Origin of the sequence: Labrys sp. 22185 (assembly GCF_052045555.1) — a bacterium.
Taxonomy (GTDB): Bacteria; Pseudomonadota; Alphaproteobacteria; order Rhizobiales; family Labraceae; genus Labrys; species Labrys neptuniae.
In genome coordinates this window covers 40,847-55,660 of sequence record NZ_JBQEPH010000017.1, presented here as the reverse complement: position 1 = coordinate 55,660, position 14,814 = coordinate 40,847, and the positions used below count along the sequence as shown (strand labels likewise).

Sequence of the window (14,814 nt, the reverse complement as noted above, 5' to 3'; positions counted from 1 at the left end):
TGGCTTCATGGTCGCGACGCCAGCCACCCCTTCGCCCCGTCCTTACGGGGAGAAGGTAGGGATGAGGGGCAGCGTGACCTTAGTGATTAAGCGCTTTGCGAAGCCCCTCACCTCTATCCTCTCCCCGTAAGGACGGGGCGAGGGGGGGCACACGCGTCGCACTCTTTCGTTAAGTCCGTCATCTCGCGCGACCCGCAAGGCTGTTGCCTACTAGGCCGGAGATCGATTCCGATGCGCCCACTCGAAGTTACTTCACAGCAGCGGGGCGATGTCGGCTTCCCAGCGCTTGGCCCAGGCGTCCTGGTTGGAGAGCACGACATTGTAGTCGGGCACATGGACGAACTCGTCCATTTCGGCCGGGGTGAAGATCAGGTGCTTGAGATTGTCGGGCTTTTCGGCCTTGGCGTTGAGCGGCGCTTCGCCGGCGACCTTGGCGTAGAGCGTGTTCATCGCCGGGCTGATGGCGAAATTGATGAAGTCCAGCGTCGCCTTGAGGTTGGGCCGGTTCTTCAGCACGGCAAAGCCGCTCTGATAGAGGAAGGTCGCCATGCCCTTCTGCTTGGTCAGGCGGGTCACCGGGAAGTTCTTGGCGACGGCCGCCCAGCTCGGCTCGGCGAAGAAGCCGACCGAGGTCTCGCCTGCGGTGAAGGAATTGGTGAAATCGACGTCGGTCACGGCGATGCGGCCGATATTGCCGGATTTGGCCAGGTCGGCCATCAGCTTCCAGCCCGGTTCCATGTTCTTCTCGTCGCCGCCGCCATGCAGGGCCAGCGCCACGATCTGCAGCATCATGCTCTGGGTCGGGCCCGGCCAGCAGATGGCGCCCTTCAGCTTGGGATCGAACAGGTCGTCGATCTTGGTGACCGGCATCGGCACGGTGTCGGTGCGATAGCCGAAATACATGCCGCCGACGGCGCGCGGCACCGCCATGATGCCACCCTTGTCATTCTTGATGATCATCTTGGCGGGGATGTCGGCGAGATTGGGAATGTCGGCCGGGTTGACGGTCTCCAGCCAGTCTTCCTTGATCATCGAGTTGAAGGAGCCTTCCCAGCCGGCGACATAGTCGAAATCGGTGCGCGGCCAGATCGCCTTGATCTTGGGCAGGATGGCGGCGGCGCCGCCCTGGTGCAGCACCCAGTCGATCTCGGCAGCGCTTTGCTGGGCGGCGATTTCCTTCATCGCCTTGACGACGTCGCCGCCCCATTCGACGGCGGTCAGCTTGGTGCCGGCGGCCCGGGCCGGTGCGGCCTGCCCCAGCAAGACGGGCAGGCTCAGCGAGCCCATGAGAGCGAGCAGGTTCCTGCGCGACAGTTCAATCATGATGTTCCCCTCGGTAGCGATCACCATGCCCTCGTCGTGGATCGACTGTTATGGACAGGTTCAGGCGAGGCCAAGGGGGCCCGAAAAAGGCAGCCTGCGGTAGCCGGATAATTCGCGTGAGGGTATAAGCGTTGCTGAATGCCCCCGGACATGCGGATTGTCTCATATAGACGATACGGAGTGTCTGTTTGTCATCCCCGGCGAGGCCACAGGCCACGGGAAGGGGATCCAGCGGCCAACGGTTTCAATACCTTAGAGCGTTTTCCAGAAAAGTTGACAGACTTTTCGATTAAGAAAACGCGTAAAAACAAAAAGATAGAGCTTTTTTGCGATTCAACGAAAAGCAAAAACGCTCTAGCCCCTGGATCCCCTTCTCCTCGCTTCGCTCGGCCGGGGATGACAAAACATTCGCCCAGATCGATATCAGGCTTGTGCGAACTCGACTTCTCGTGGCGATCTTATCGAGCTCGGGTCGCCTATTGAAAACAGCTCAGGCGTGGCCGAGCTCGACCTGGCGCAGCACGAAATCGGCCAGGAAACGCGATTCCTCGCGCGCACCGCTGCGGACATAGAGACCGATGTCGACCCGGGCCGAGCCCGGCATGTCGATGGTCTTGTCGAGGGCACGGCAGCCCTCGGGAATGGTGGCCGCAATCATCGGGCCGATGCCGATGCCCACGCGCACCGCCGTCGCCATCGCCACCAAAGTCGAGGCCTCGCAGACGATGCGCCAGTTGCGGTTGCGCATGGCCAGCGTCGCCATGGCCGGCCCCCGCCAGGGACAGCTTTCCACGAACATGATCACGGGCAGCGGCGTGTCCGGCGTGAACTCGATGTCGGACCGTCCGACCCAGTGCAGATATTCGTTCCAGACATGCATCGGCTTACGGCTGCAGCGGCTGGTATCGCAGACAGCGATGTCGAGTTCGTCATTCTCCAGCATGGCGGCCAGCCGCGCATTGGATTCGACCAGGATGTCGATGTCGACCCGGGCATTCTTGTCACGGAAATCGCGGAGAATCTCGATCAGCCGGGTGGCGGCGAAATCCTCGACCACGCCGAGGCGGATGCGTCCCTCGATCTGCCGTCCGTTCAGGCGCTTGCCGACCTCGTCGGTCAAGGTGAGGATCTCGCGGGCATAGGGCACCAGGAGCAGCCCGTCCGCGGTCAGCGTCAGCCCCTTGGGGCTGCGCTCGAACAGATCCGATCCGACCAAGGCCTCGAGCTTGCGGATCTGCATGCTGACCGCGGCCTGCGTGCGATGCAGCGACAGTGCCGCGCCGTTCACCGTCCCCACTTCGGCGACGGAGAGAAAGGCGCGAAGCAGGTAGGGATCGAGGTTCAGCATGCGGAGTGCGGCGAAGAGCCGGCAAGCCGGATGGGCGGGACGCATGACGGCGGCACGTACGCCGCGGGGCGCCGGATAAGGTGGTCCATGCTTTCGATCCCCTGGTCTGGCGTCCCCGCCTGTGCCGGCCGGCCCTTTCAAGGCCCAGGACGCTTGTGGGCATTGTTCCATACCGATCGAAAATCACAAGGGCCTATGGCGACCGGTTGCCTCCCTCGGCTCTCACGCCTTTGCCGCCACCACCTCCACCTCGACCTTGAACTCTTCCCGCGTGAAGCCCGAGACGATCATCAGGGTGGAGGCGGGCGGCGGATCGGCCACCACCGCATCACGGGCCTTCATATAACCTGCCATGTGCTCGCGACCGGTGACATAGGCATTGATCCTGACGATATCGGCGAGCGCCATGCCGGTCTCGACCAGGATCGTCTCGATCGCCTTGAAGATCAGCCTGGCCTGTGCTTCGGCCCCCTCCGGAATCGACTCGTCCGGGCCGATGCCGAGCTGACCGGAACAAAATAGCATGCGGGCGCCGGCCGGCACCTCCATGGCGTGGCTGTAGCGGGCGAAGGGAGCCCGCAGCGAGGACGGTGTGACGGCGCGAAGCATGGCGGGTCCTTCGAAAATCTGGCCGGCGCAAAATTAATCGTGATCACGACTTGTGCAAGCGTGAATTGGCGCTAACAATCGTGCACCGGCGTTGCGGCAATCCGATACCAGTAACTCCCAGGACGAAACCGAACAGAGGCGACAGGAATGAAGAGCATGCTCAGGACCGCCGTGCTTGCAGCGACAGCCGTGGTTTTTGCCGGCCTGAACGGCGCCTGTGCCGAGGAACTGGTGAAGGTACGCTTCGGCACCAACTGGCTGGCCCAGGGCGAGCATGGCGGCTACTATCAGGCAGTAGCCGACGGCACCTACAAGAAGTTCGGCCTTGACGTCGAGATCGTGCAGGGCGGCCCGACCGCCAACAACGCCACCGCCCTGGTCGCAGGCAAGAACGATTTCTACATGGGCGGCAACCTGGTCGAGGTCTTTTCAGCCGCCAAGGAGGGTGTTCCCCTCGTCGCGGTGGCCGCGACCTTCCAGAAGGACCCGCAGATCCTGATGACGCATCCCGGCGTCGGCCTCGACAGCTGGGAAGACCTGAAGAAGGCCAAGACCATCTTCATAGGCCCCGATTTCCAGGCCACCGGCTATGCTTGGATGAAGGCGGCCTTCGGCTTCACCGACGAGGCCGTCAAGCCCTACGACTTCAATCCCGGCCCCTTCATCGCCGACAAGGGTTCGGTCCAGCAGGGCTATGTGGCGTCCGAGCCCCTCCAGGTGGAAAAGGGCGGCGGCTTCAAGCCCAATGTCTTCCTGATCGCGGACCAGGGCTGGAACACCTATTCGACCCTGATCGTCACCCGCCAGGACATCATCGATGCCAAGCCTGACGTGGTGCAGAAATTCGTCGATGCCTCGGCGATCGGCTGGGCCACCTATCTCTACGGCGACAACAAGCTCGGCAATGCGGCGATCCAGAAGGACAATCCCGACATGACCGACGAGAACCTCGCCTTCGCCGTCAAGCAGATCAAGGCCTATGGCATCGTCATGTCGGGTGACGCCGAGAAAAGCGGCATCGGCGCCATGACCGACGAGCATATGAAGTCCTTCTTCGACAAGATGGTCGCCGTCGGCCTCTACAAGCCCGATTTCGACTACAAGAAGGCCTACACGCTGAAATTCGTGAACAAGAATGTCGGCTCCGACCTGATCAAGAAGTGACGATGTTGGGTCGAGTGTTAGCGGCAGAGTTCCGCCACGCCTCCCGGTCGGGGTGGCGCTGCCCCGGCAATAAAGGGCCATCTCGCCGAGGCGACAGGCCAAGCCAATGTACCGGAGGTCCATCTTGAACCCTCCGGCCCGCCCGACCGTCGTCTCGCTGCGCGACGTGGGCAAGACCTTCTCCTCGGGCACGACCGCGCTCCAGCATCTCGACCTCGACATTCGCCAGGGTGAGATCCTCTCTCTGCTGGGACCTTCGGGCTGCGGCAAGTCGACGGCGCTGCGCATCATCGCCGGGCTGGGCGAGGCCTCGAGCGGCAGCGTGGTCTGGGCGGATGGCGGAGCGGACCATTCCCGCGACGTCGGTTTCGTCTTCCAGGAACCGACGCTGATGCCCTGGGCCAGCGTCTTCGACAATGTCTGGCTGCCCGCGCGCCTCAAGGGCGTATCGCGAAAGGCCGTCCGGGATCCGGTCATGCAGGCCCTCGAAAGCGTCGGCTTGGCCGCCTTCGCCGATGCCTATCCGCGCGAACTCTCCGGCGGCATGCGCATGCGCGTCTCGATCGCCCGCGCCATGGTGACCCGCCCCAGGCTCCTCCTCATGGACGAACCCTTCGCTGCGCTGGACGAGATCACACGCCAGAAACTCAACGACGACCTGATGCGCCTGCAAGGCGAACTCGGCTGGACGGTGGTGTTCGTCACCCATTCGGTGTTCGAAAGCGTCTATATTTCCGATCGCATCGTGGTGATGGCGGCCCGGCCGGGACGGGCCTTCGCCGAACTCACCATCGATGCGGAACGCCCGCGCGGCGCGGCCTTCCGCACCACGCCCATCTATGTCGACTATTGCCGCCAGGCCTCCGCCGCGCTGACCTCGGCCATCGGCAAGGCCGCCGAGACCGTCGACGGGCATTGATCGCGAGAGATTTGGATCAGGAGGGCAGGAACAGGATGAGCGCGATCAGTTCAGCGGGCGATGCCGCCGCCCCTTCCGCAGCATCCCGCCGGGGCCCGCCAGCCCTGCTGAAATGGCTGCTGCCGCTCGCCTTTCTGGTGGTGGTGCTGGGGGCCTGGGAATATTGCGTGGCGGCCGGCCTCACGCCGATGAAGGTGGTGCCCGCTCCCAGCGAGATCTGGGCGGCCTTTTTCCGCGAATGGGAAACACTGGGGCCGGCCTGGCTCTTCACCCTGGAAGTAACGCTGAAAGGCTTCGTACTCGCGGTGGTGGGCGGGGTGTGCCTGGCCATCCTGTTCTCGCTGTCGCGGCTGGTCGAATATACGCTCTATCCCTATGCGATCATTCTGCAGGTCACGCCGGTCCTGGCCCTGGCGCCACTCTTGCTGGTGATCTTCTCGCAGGCCACCGTGCTCTTGATCTGCGTGTGGCTCGTCGCCTTCTTCCCGGTGCTCGCCAACACGCTGATCGGCCTGCGCTCGACCGACCATAATCTGCTCAATCTGTTCGAGCTCTACCGCGCTTCGTCCTGGCAGAAGCTATGGCTGCTGCGGCTGCGCGGCGCCCTGCCCTATTTCCTCGGCGGCGTACGCATTGCCGGCGGCCTGTCGCTGATCGGCGCCGTGGTGTCGGAGCTTGCCACCGGCGCGGGCGGCGCCCGCGGCGGGCTTGGCTATATCATCTATCTCGCGCCGCGCTATTTTGCCTATCCGCGTGCCTATGCCGCGCTGGTGCTGCTGTCGCTGAGCGGCATCGTCATCTTCCTCGCCCTGTCCTATCTGTCGCATCTCCTGCTGCACAAATGGCATGAGAGCGCGCTGAAGCGGGAAAACTGATCGTGCCCAAATCCGTTCAATCAGCCGCCAAGATCCCACCCGCCGTCCGCTGGGCGGTCGAGGCCAGCGTGCCGGCCTGCCTGGTACCACAGCGGCTTGCCGGCATCGACCAAGACGGTCTGGCGCGCGTCTGCCTGACCGTCGCCGACGGCCGCATCGAGGCGATCGAGGCCGTGACGGGCCCCACCGACGCGCTCTCGACCGGCATGGTGTTCCCGAGCTTCGTGGAACTGCACACCCATCTCGACAAGGGCCATATCTGGCCGCGTCGCCGCAATCCCGACGGCACCTTCTTCGGGGCGCTCGACAACGTCACCCTGGATCGCGAAGCCAATTGGTCGGCCGCCGACGTCGCCGCCCGCATGGATTTCTCGCTGCGCTGCGCCTATGCGCATGGCACGTCGGCCATCCGCACCCATCTCGATTCGATCGGCAAGCAGATCGGCATTTCCTGGCCGGTCCTTACCGACATGCGAGAAAAATGGGCCGGCCGTATCGAGCTGCAGGCGGTGGCGCTGTTCTCCATCGAGCACGTGGCCGATCGTGCGCATATGTCGGACATCATCGCAGCCCTGCGCGCACATGACGGCATCCTGGGCGGCGTCACCTATATGCTGCCGGAGCTTGACCAGGGCCTGGACACGCTGTTCCGTCTCGCCGCCGATAATGGCTTCGACCTCGATTTCCACGTCGACGAGACCCAGGACCCCACCGCCCGTTCCCTGCGCCACGTCGCCGAGGCAGCCCTGCGCCATCGCTTCGCCGGCCAGGTCACGGTCGGCCATTGCTGTTCCCTCGCCCGGCAGGAGGAGGACGAGATCAAGGCCACCATCGACAAGGTGGCCGAAGCCGGCATCGCCGTGGTGTCGCTGCCGATGTGCAATCTCTATCTTCAGGATCGTGTTCCCGGCCGCACCCCGCGCTCGCGCGGCGTGACGCTGCTGCACGAATTGAAGGCTGCGGGCGTTGATGTCGCAGTCTCCTCCGACAACACCCGCGACCCCTTCTATGCCTATGGCGATCTCGATGCCCTCGAGGTGTTCCGCGAGGCGACCCGTGTGGCCCATCTCGACCATCCCTTCGGCGACTGGCCCAAGGCCATCACGGCGACGCCGGCCTCGGTGATGGGCATCGATGCCGGCCGGCTGCGCGTCGGGGGCCCGGCCGATTTCGTGCTGTTCAAGGCAAGGACCTGGACGGAACTGCTGTCCCGCCCGCAGGCCGATCGCATCGTGGTGCGCGATGGCCGCGCCATCGACACCACTTTGCCGGACTATGAAGAGCTGGACGCGGTGCTGGGGGGCGGGTCTTCAGACCCGCCTGCTTCCCACCACCCCTGATCGCTCGAATCGGCGGGTCTGAAGACCCGCCCCCGAAAATCTCCGCCAGGTTCGATCGCATGACCGACATCGCCGCCCTCAAGGCCCGCCTGCCCGACATCCGCATCGAGGATCACCCGACTTTGGTGCGGCAGAAGAGCCGCGACTTCTTCTGGTATTCGCCGGTGCTCAAGCGCGAGCTCGACCACATCACCGGCGATTGCATCATCTTCGCCAAATCGGCGGCCGACGTCGCTGCCGCACTCGCCGCCTGCTACGAACTCGACATTCCCGTCACGCCCCGCGGCACCGGCACCGGCAATTATGGCCAGGCCATGCCGCTTTCACGCGGGGCCGTGCTCGATCTGTCCTTCATGGACAAGATCATCTCGATCGAGCCCGGCGTGCTGGTCGCCGAGGCCGGCGCCGTGATGGCCGAGATCGACAAGAAGACGCAGGCCCATTCCGGCCAGGAACTGCGCCTGCACCCCTCTACCGCCAAGACGGCCACCATCGGCGGCTTCGTCGCCGGCGGCTCGGGCGGCGTCGGCTCGATCACCTGGGGCGGGCTGCGTGACTGGGGCAACGTCACCCGCCTCAAGGTGGTGACGATGGAAGCCAGCCCGCGCATCCTCGACCTCACCGGCGAGGACCTGCACAAGGTCAGCCATGCCTACGGCACCAACGGCATCATCACCGAAGTCGAGATGCCGCTGACCACCGCCTTCAAATGGATCGACGTCATCGTCGGCTTCGATACGCTTGCCGAGGCAGCCGCCTTCGCCAATGAGACGGGCGAGGCCGACGGCATCCTCAAGAAACAGCTCGCCGTGGTCGCTGCGCCGGCAGCCCACGACTATTTCAACCGGCACCGGCGCTGGATCCCGCGCGACAAGCACATCGTCTGCGCCATGATCGCCCCGCAGAACTACGATGCCTTCCTCACCATCACCCGTCGGCGCAAGGGCGCCGAACTCTTGTTCTCGACATCTGACATGAGCGAGGCCGACCGCAAGGGCCTGCCCGACATCTACGAGCTCGGCTGGAACCACACCACGCTGCGCGCCCTCAAGATCGACCCTACCATCACCTATCTGCAGACGCTCTATCCCTTCCCCAATCAGCTCGATCTCGTCTCCAGGATCCATGCCCTCTTCGGCGACGAAGTGGTGGCCCATCTCGAATTCGTGCGCTTCGACGGCAAGATCACCTGTTTCGGGCTGCCGCTCGTCAAGTTCACCACCGAGGAGCGCCTCGACGAGATCATCCGCATCCATGAGGACATGGGCGCTCCGGTGTTCAATCCGCACCGCTATACGCTGGAGGAAGGCGGCATGAAGCAAACTGACGAGGTGCAGCTCGCCTTCAAGCGCGAAGCCGATCCCAAGGGCTTGCTCAATCCCGGCAAGATGATCGCCTGGGACGATCCCGAGTATGATTACACCAAGAACCGGACCTATCTGTTCCGGGGCATGCAAATGGAGGCCTGACGATGTGTGGAGCACACAACAGCGACAACACCAATCTGGCGACAGGAACGCTGCAGGTCGACGACGATCGGGTGCGCATCACTCGCTACGATTTCCAACCCGGCCAGGAAACCGGCTGGCATCGGCATGAATATCCCTATGCCGTGGTGCCGCTGGTCGACGGCACGCTACGCATCGTCGACGCGCAGGGCGAGAAGCTGGTGCCGCTCGCAGCCGGCATCTCCTATTCGCGCCCGGCCGGCGTCGAGCACAATGTCTTCAATGGCGGCCAGTCCCACATGGCCTTCGTCGAGGTCGAGATGAAGGGCTGATGCGGGTCCTCGTCCTCTTCTCCCACCCTTGCGAGGAATCCTTCGGCGCGGCACTGCATGCCTGCGTCGTGGAGACCTTGCGCAAGGCCGGCCACGAGGTCGACGATTGCGACCTCTATGCCGAGGGCTTCCAGCCCGTGCTGACGGCCGCCGAACGGCGCGCCTATCACGACCTGGGGCGAAACCGTGACGGCGTGGCGGCTTACGTCGAACGCCTGCAGCGGGCGCAGGCGCTGGTGATCGTCACGCCGATCTGGAACTATGGCTTTCCGGCGATCCTCAAAGGTTTCTTCGACCGGGTCTTCCTGCCGGGCGTGTCCTTCACCCTGGTCGACGGCAAGGTCCAGGGCAATTTGCACAACATCACCAAGGTGGTTGCCATCACCACCTATGGCGGATCGCACCTAAAAGCCTTGCTGATGAGCGACCCGCCGCGCCGCGTGGTCACGCGCTTGCTGCGGGCAGTGGTGAAACCCTTCGCGCGCTTTCACTACCTCGCTCATTACTCGATGAATCTGTCGACCGACAGCTCGCGCGCCACCTTCCTGGCCAAGGTGGAGAAGACGCTAAGCAGGTTTTGAATTCTTCGCTAATTTTCTCTGCTTAATGAATACCGCAAATTTACTGAATAAATAATACATTCTTCCACTACGCTCGACCAATGCAATATCGTGTGGGTTGTTGGGATTGTAAAGAATATTTACCCAATCGCCAACTTTATAAGAATTACTACAAGTACCAAATTTAGTGTTTTCTTTAAAAATAACATTGTTTACTTCATATTCAAAAAGATATTTATAAATTGGACCATCAGCATCTCCAATTATATTGGCCTCACGCACGGTTGATGAAGTGACCTTCCAATCAATTGTGCGGAATACAATGTAAAAATTCGCAACCCACATGGCCAGTAAGGCCAGACCAAGCGCCGCAAACAGAATGAGTCCGTCCATGGTTACATCCCGATGCTCCCCCCCTCGATTAGGGGAACGAAGGTCTGAGCATGTTCTGAACTATAGTTGCAGATGTCGGATCGCTCAAGCCGGCCAGATATTGAAAGGTCGCCCCACCACCTGAATCCGCGGCGCCCCGTTGCCCAGCAAATCCGGCCGCACAGCGTCATTTGAACTAAGGCCTACGAAATCCTCGACATTTTCTGTAAGAAACTGTATCTGAAGCCGGCTACAGCAAATCATCAGCCGGCGGATCATTGCCATGCGACATCCGGCCTCCAAGACACTTGGTTATCAGTTGATCCACGTGGCCCGGCTGCATCGGGCCCGCACCGCCAAGCTCCTCGAAGGGCTCGGCCTGTTTCCCGGCCAGGAACAGGTGCTCGAAGCCCTTGCCGGGCGGGAAGCCCTCTCGATGAGCGAATTGGCGGACATCCTGCGCGTCAGGCCGCCTACGGCCTCCAAGACGATCGCACGCCTGTCGGCCGCCGGCCTGATCGAGCGCAAGGCGACGGACGGCGACGGGCGCGTCGTGCGCGTGGGCCTGAGCGCGGACGGCAAGGAAAAGGCCGCCGCCATCGCAGCCCTGGCGCTCGACATCGAGGCGGAAGCCACCAGCCATCTCGACAACAAGGACCGCAAGCGCCTGCGCAAGCTGCTCAAGCGGGTCGAGAAGGGCTTCAAGCACGCTCTCGGTGGCGAGATCGACGCCGATGACGACGACGAGGGCGATGCCGACGAGGCGTGAAGGGAAGTTTGTGGCGCGACAAGCCTTCTCCCCTTGCGGGAGAAGGTGGCGCGAAGCGCCGGATGAGGGGTCTCGTGACCCATCCGGCTCGTCTCCGCAGTGGTGGCCATGACACCGAAATCAGTTAGGTCGAGAAACCCCTCATCCGCCCCTTCGGGGCACCTTCTCCCGCAAGGGGAGAAGGTTTGGAACCTCCCTCACCGCGCCATGATGGCCTCGACTAACTCCTTGCCTCGGAATTGGTAACCGTCATTGTCGACGGCCGTCCAGCCGCCCTTGCCGTCGTCGACGATACGGCTGCGCATGCCGCCGGCCTTGGCGATGATGTCGTAGTCCTGCCCTGAATCGGCGGGATAGGCGAAGGTCATGACGAGATCGGTGGTTCCGACATTGACCGAGCGATGGATCCAGTAGGGCGGCACATAGCATAGGCTGCGCGGCCCGATCTCGATGGTGCGGATCTCTCCGGCCGGCGATTCCAGCAGCATGATGCCATGCCCGCTCTCGCCGTAATACATTTCCGGACGATTGGGATTGGCGTGGATGTGGCCGCGCGTGAGGAAATATTCCCGCCCCACCTTGCCGGGAATCATGCGGGTGACCCCGATGATCATGTCCCCGGCATCCGCCGAGGGTTTGTAATCCGTCACCTCATAGACGACCTTGTCGCCGAGTTCGGCCAGGACCGCCTGGTAGGCCGCTTCGTCTTCATAGAGACCGGCAAGGTCGGCCATCGTCTTGGTGTAGCGGTTGGTCGCCCCCCGCAATTCCCCCTTCTCGACATCGACGACGCACAGGCCCGGCTCGCGCATGGACATATCAACCTACCTTTCTTTCGACTGCGGCAATCTAGGAAGCTCGCCTTTTGTAGCATCACTACATTTTTATCAGTGCCCCGACAACCCCAGATGCATTATTTTAACCTATTTCAAGCTAATTTCCGCAATATTGCGTTGCAATATTTCACGAATGTGATTTTGTTTCAATTTTTTAAAATTTCACTCGCTTGACCCCTATCAAAAAATGTACTTATGCTACAGAACTGGGCCCGAAAAAATGCCCTGACAGACGACGTGGAGGAGAGAGCCAATGAAGAAGACGCTTTTGGGCGGCAGCCTGGCCGCAGCATTGCTGGCCGGCACGATGGGCATGGCGAGCGCCGCCGACTGCAAGATCGGCGTGGCGATGTACACGCTGAGCGCCCCTTATTTCGCCGCCCAGCAGGCCGCCGCCATCGACCAGGGCAAGAAGGCGGGTTGCGAGGTTACCACCTCCGACGGCCAGAACGACATGGGCAAGCAGATTTCCGACGTCGAGGACATGGTCGCCAAGGGCGTCAACCTCCTGATTCTCAACCCGCGCGATCCCGAAGGCCTCGTCGGCGCCGCCAATGCCGCCAGCGCGGCCGGCGTGAAGGTGGTGGTGATGGATTCCTCCATCAACACCAAGGCCAACATCGTCACCCAGGTGCGCTCCTCCAACGACCAGAACGGCTTCCTGGTCGGCCAGTGGCTGGCCAAGAAGATGCAGGGCAAGCCTGTGAAGATCATCCTGCTCTCAGGCTCGCAGGGCAATGAAGTCGGCCGTGACCGCCGCCTTGGCGTCTTCCGCGGCCTCGTCGAAGGCCAGCTCGTCAATGACGGCAAGGCCAGCTTCGAAGTGCTCGGCCAGGGCTGGGGCAACTGGGCGACCGAAGACGGCCTCAAGGCCGCCGAGGACCTGCTGCAGGCCCATCCCGACGTCACCGTGCTGCTGGCCGAGAACGACTCGATGGCGCTGGGCGGCATGAAGGCCCTACAGGCCGCCGGCAAGAACGACGTGCTGGTGCTCGCTGCCGCCGATGGCCAGAAGGAAGCGCTCGCCCTCATCAAGGAAGGCAAATATGGCGCGACCGGCCTCAACGATCCCGATCTGGTGGCCCGTACCGCTGTCGATATCGGCCTGAAGGCCCTCAAGGGCGAGCTCGGCGCCGACACGCCCAAGCTCCAGCTCACCACGCCCGCGGTGATCACCCAAGAGAACGTCGACAAGTTCTACAAGAAGGACGCGGTGTTCTAAGCGGCCGCTTCGAGTCATGCCCCTTCTCCCCTTGCGGGAGAAGGTCCCGGCAGAGGGGTGAAACGCAGACACGGCAAGGTCGTGCGTCTCCCCTCATCCGGCGCTTCGCGCCACCTTCTCCCGCAAGGGGAGAAGGCAATAGTCGCCCTGCGATATCCAAACCAGCGAGGTCTTGATGTCCGAACTCGCCAGGCTCACCGCCATCACCAAATCCTTCGGCGGCGTGCACGCCCTCAAGGGCGTCGACTTCGACGTTCAGAGCGGCGAAGTCCATGCCTTGCTCGGCGAAAACGGGGCCGGCAAGTCGACGCTGATGCGCGTGCTGGGCGGCGAGCTCCAGCCCAGCAGCGGCGAGGTGAAGATCGCCGGCCGCCATGTCGATTTCCGCGATCCGCGCATGGCCAAGGCCCTCGGCATCGCCGTGATCCACCAGGAACTGGCGCTGGCGCCCGATCTGTCGGTGGCGGAGAACATCTTCCTGGGCGAACTGCCCGGCGTCTTCGCCGGGCCTGGGCTGAGGAAACGCGCCGGCGAACTGATCAAGCGGCTGGGTTTCGACATCGATCCGGGCGAGCGCGTCGGCAATCTCGCCGTCGCCCATCAACAGGTGGTCGAGATCGCCAAGGCGCTGTCGCGCGAGGTCAAGATCATCATTTTCGACGAGCCGACCGCCGTGCTGTCGGACCGGGACGCCGCACGCCTGCACAAGGTCATCGCCGACCTGCGCGCCCATGGTGTCGGCGTCGTCTACATCTCCCATCGCCTCGAAGAGGTGATGCGGATTTCCGACCGCATGACGGTGATGAAGGACGGCCAGCTCGTCGGCACCGTCGCTGCCAAGGACGTGAGCATCGACGACATCATCCGCATGATGGTCGGCCGGCCGCTCTCCGCCCTCTTCCCCGAGCGGGGGGAGCGCAAGATCGGCGAGGAAGTGATCAGCGTCTCCGCCCTGCATGCCGGCCGCAAGGTCCGTAATGTCAGCCTGGCGGTGCGTGCCGGTGAAATCGTCGGCCTCGGTGGTCTGGTCGGCTCCGGACGCACCGAGGTCGCCCGCCTGATCTTCGGGGCCGACAAACCCGATAGCGGCGCCATCAAGCTCAAGGGCAAGCCGGTGCATTTCCGCTCGCCCCGCGATGCCGTCGCGGCCGGCGTCGGGCTGGTCCCCGAGGACCGCAAGCATCAGGGCGTCATCCTCGACAAACCCATAAGGGTGAACGCCACCATGGCGCGGATGTCGTCGATCACCACGGCCCTCGGCTTCCTGCGCCGGGGCCTGGAACGGCGCACCGTCGGCGAACTCGGCCAGAGCCTGCGCCTCAAGGCCGCCAGCGTCGACGCGCCCGTATCGAGCCTGTCGGGCGGCAACCAGCAGAAGGTAGTGCTGGCCAAGTGGTTTCATGCCGACGGCGATCTCATCATCCTCGACGAGCCGACCCGCGGCGTCGATGTCGGCGCGAAGACCGAGATCTACACGCTGGTCAATCGCCTGGCGGAGGCCGGCAAGGCCGTGCTGGTGATCTCCTCCGAGCACCAGGAACTCTTCGGCCTGTGCGATCGCGTGCTGGTGATGCGCGAGGGCGAGATCCGCGGCGAACTCAGGCCGGACGGCTACAGCGAGGAAAACCTGCTTTCCCTGGCCATGAGCGAGGGTGGGCAGCCCGGCAAACCAATTCAAGCTGGAACGGTATAGGACA

At 63.0% G+C, this 14,814-nt stretch carries 15 protein-coding genes; 10 read left to right on the top strand and 5 right to left on the bottom strand.

Features of this window, described 5'->3' with window-relative positions:
- Positions 1 to 252: 252 nt before the first annotated feature.
- From ACTJKX_RS25975 to ACTJKX_RS25965, 3 genes are all read right to left on the bottom strand, one after another.
- Positions 253 to 1,287 carry an ABC transporter substrate-binding protein gene (locus ACTJKX_RS25975; RefSeq protein WP_394313160.1) on the bottom strand — a complete coding sequence of 345 codons (1,035 nt, stop codon included), beginning with the start codon at positions 1,285 to 1,287 and terminating at the stop codon, positions 253 to 255.
- A gap of 526 nt (positions 1,288 to 1,813) precedes the next feature.
- Positions 1,814 to 2,671 (bottom strand): LysR substrate-binding domain-containing protein, encoded by an 858-nt coding sequence (locus tag ACTJKX_RS25970; RefSeq protein WP_394313158.1) that lies wholly within the window; start codon positions 2,669 to 2,671, stop codon positions 1,814 to 1,816.
- A gap of 222 nt (positions 2,672 to 2,893) precedes the next feature.
- On the bottom strand, positions 2,894 to 3,280 hold the full coding sequence (locus ACTJKX_RS25965) for a RidA family protein (RefSeq protein ID WP_394312974.1): 387 nt from the start codon (positions 3,278 to 3,280) through the stop codon (positions 2,894 to 2,896).
- A 147-nt stretch (positions 3,281 to 3,427) separates the two neighbouring features.
- On the opposite strand from ACTJKX_RS25965, the gene ACTJKX_RS25960 reads away from it, so the two are divergent.
- The 7 genes from ACTJKX_RS25960 (at position 3,428) to ACTJKX_RS25930 (ending at position 9,939) form a co-directional block, all read left to right on the top strand.
- Positions 3,428 to 4,444: an ABC transporter substrate-binding protein gene (locus ACTJKX_RS25960; RefSeq protein WP_394312972.1), complete on the top strand. Its 1,017-nt coding sequence runs from the start codon at positions 3,428 to 3,430 to the stop codon at positions 4,442 to 4,444.
- A 106-nt stretch (positions 4,445 to 4,550) separates the two neighbouring features.
- Positions 4,551 to 5,363, top strand: a complete 813-nt coding sequence (locus ACTJKX_RS25955; RefSeq protein ID WP_376717724.1) for an ABC transporter ATP-binding protein — start codon at positions 4,551 to 4,553, stop codon at positions 5,361 to 5,363.
- Positions 5,364 to 5,398: 35 nt separating this feature from the next.
- Positions 5,399 to 6,238 (top strand): ABC transporter permease, encoded by an 840-nt coding sequence (locus tag ACTJKX_RS25950; RefSeq protein ID WP_394312970.1) that lies wholly within the window; start codon positions 5,399 to 5,401, stop codon positions 6,236 to 6,238.
- A gap of 2 nt (positions 6,239 to 6,240) precedes the next feature.
- Positions 6,241 to 7,578, top strand: coding sequence for a cytosine deaminase (locus ACTJKX_RS25945; protein ID WP_440727006.1), 1,338 nt, complete (start codon positions 6,241 to 6,243; stop codon positions 7,576 to 7,578).
- Between the two features lie 59 nt (positions 7,579 to 7,637).
- On the top strand, positions 7,638 to 9,047 hold the full coding sequence (locus ACTJKX_RS25940) for an FAD-binding oxidoreductase (RefSeq protein WP_440727005.1): 1,410 nt from the start codon (positions 7,638 to 7,640) through the stop codon (positions 9,045 to 9,047).
- A 2-nt stretch (positions 9,048 to 9,049) separates the two neighbouring features.
- Positions 9,050 to 9,358, top strand: coding sequence for a cupin domain-containing protein (locus ACTJKX_RS25935; protein ID WP_311940085.1), 309 nt, complete (start codon positions 9,050 to 9,052; stop codon positions 9,356 to 9,358).
- Positions 9,358 to 9,939: an NAD(P)H-dependent oxidoreductase gene (locus ACTJKX_RS25930; RefSeq protein WP_440727004.1), complete on the top strand. Its 582-nt coding sequence runs from the start codon at positions 9,358 to 9,360 to the stop codon at positions 9,937 to 9,939. The genes ACTJKX_RS25935 and ACTJKX_RS25930 overlap by 1 nt, the downstream gene beginning before the upstream one ends.
- Here the strand turns inward: ACTJKX_RS25930 and ACTJKX_RS25925 are convergent.
- Complete coding sequence (locus ACTJKX_RS25925; RefSeq protein ID WP_440727003.1) at positions 9,925 to 10,311, bottom strand: DUF3592 domain-containing protein; 387 nt, start codon at positions 10,309 to 10,311, stop codon at positions 9,925 to 9,927. The two genes, ACTJKX_RS25930 and ACTJKX_RS25925, sit on opposite strands and share 15 nt — an antisense overlap.
- A 262-nt stretch (positions 10,312 to 10,573) precedes the next feature.
- Between ACTJKX_RS25925 and ACTJKX_RS25920 the strand changes: the two genes are divergently transcribed.
- Positions 10,574 to 11,059, top strand: a complete 486-nt coding sequence (locus ACTJKX_RS25920) for a MarR family winged helix-turn-helix transcriptional regulator (RefSeq protein WP_068285379.1) — start codon at positions 10,574 to 10,576, stop codon at positions 11,057 to 11,059.
- A 197-nt stretch (positions 11,060 to 11,256) separates the two neighbouring features.
- On the opposite strand, the gene ACTJKX_RS25915 is transcribed toward ACTJKX_RS25920, so the two are convergent.
- Positions 11,257 to 11,877 (bottom strand): glucose-6-phosphate isomerase, encoded by a 621-nt coding sequence (locus ACTJKX_RS25915; protein ID WP_440727002.1) that lies wholly within the window; start codon positions 11,875 to 11,877, stop codon positions 11,257 to 11,259.
- Between the two features lie 271 nt (positions 11,878 to 12,148).
- On the opposite strand from ACTJKX_RS25915, the gene ACTJKX_RS25910 reads away from it, so the two are divergent.
- Together ACTJKX_RS25910 and ACTJKX_RS25905 are read left to right on the top strand one after the other, a co-directional pair.
- Positions 12,149 to 13,117 carry a substrate-binding domain-containing protein gene (locus ACTJKX_RS25910; RefSeq protein WP_209432877.1) on the top strand — a complete coding sequence of 323 codons (969 nt, stop codon included), beginning with the start codon at positions 12,149 to 12,151 and terminating at the stop codon, positions 13,115 to 13,117.
- A gap of 175 nt (positions 13,118 to 13,292) precedes the next feature.
- Positions 13,293 to 14,810, top strand: a complete 1,518-nt coding sequence (locus ACTJKX_RS25905; RefSeq protein ID WP_440727001.1) for a sugar ABC transporter ATP-binding protein — start codon at positions 13,293 to 13,295, stop codon at positions 14,808 to 14,810.
- Positions 14,811 to 14,814: the final 4 nt, after the last annotated feature.

Bases quoted from the DNA above. Each gene is read 5' to 3' on its own strand.
- ACTJKX_RS25975 (WP_394313160.1), bottom strand. From the start codon at position 1,287: ATGGGCTCGCTGAGCCTGCCCGTCTTGCTGGGGCAGGCCGCACCGGCC.
- ACTJKX_RS25970 (WP_394313158.1), bottom strand. From the start codon at position 2,671: ATGCTGAACCTCGATCCCTACCTGCTTCGCGCCTTTCTCTCCGTCGCC.
- ACTJKX_RS25965 (WP_394312974.1), bottom strand. From the start codon at position 3,280: ATGCTTCGCGCCGTCACACCGTCCTCGCTGCGGGCTCCCTTCGCCCGC.
- ACTJKX_RS25960 (WP_394312972.1), top strand. From the start codon at position 3,428: ATGAAGAGCATGCTCAGGACCGCCGTGCTTGCAGCGACAGCCGTGGTT.
- ACTJKX_RS25955 (WP_376717724.1), top strand. From the start codon at position 4,551: ATGTACCGGAGGTCCATCTTGAACCCTCCGGCCCGCCCGACCGTCGTC.
- ACTJKX_RS25950 (WP_394312970.1), top strand. From the start codon at position 5,399: ATGAGCGCGATCAGTTCAGCGGGCGATGCCGCCGCCCCTTCCGCAGCA.
- ACTJKX_RS25940 (WP_440727005.1), top strand. From the start codon at position 7,638: ATGACCGACATCGCCGCCCTCAAGGCCCGCCTGCCCGACATCCGCATC.
- ACTJKX_RS25935 (WP_311940085.1), top strand. From the start codon at position 9,050: ATGTGTGGAGCACACAACAGCGACAACACCAATCTGGCGACAGGAACG.
- ACTJKX_RS25930 (WP_440727004.1), top strand. From the start codon at position 9,358: ATGCGGGTCCTCGTCCTCTTCTCCCACCCTTGCGAGGAATCCTTCGGC.
- ACTJKX_RS25925 (WP_440727003.1), bottom strand. From the start codon at position 10,311: ATGGACGGACTCATTCTGTTTGCGGCGCTTGGTCTGGCCTTACTGGCC.
- ACTJKX_RS25920 (WP_068285379.1), top strand. From the start codon at position 10,574: ATGCGACATCCGGCCTCCAAGACACTTGGTTATCAGTTGATCCACGTG.
- ACTJKX_RS25915 (WP_440727002.1), bottom strand. From the start codon at position 11,877: ATGTCCATGCGCGAGCCGGGCCTGTGCGTCGTCGATGTCGAGAAGGGG.
- ACTJKX_RS25910 (WP_209432877.1), top strand. From the start codon at position 12,149: ATGAAGAAGACGCTTTTGGGCGGCAGCCTGGCCGCAGCATTGCTGGCC.
- ACTJKX_RS25905 (WP_440727001.1), top strand. From the start codon at position 13,293: ATGTCCGAACTCGCCAGGCTCACCGCCATCACCAAATCCTTCGGCGGC.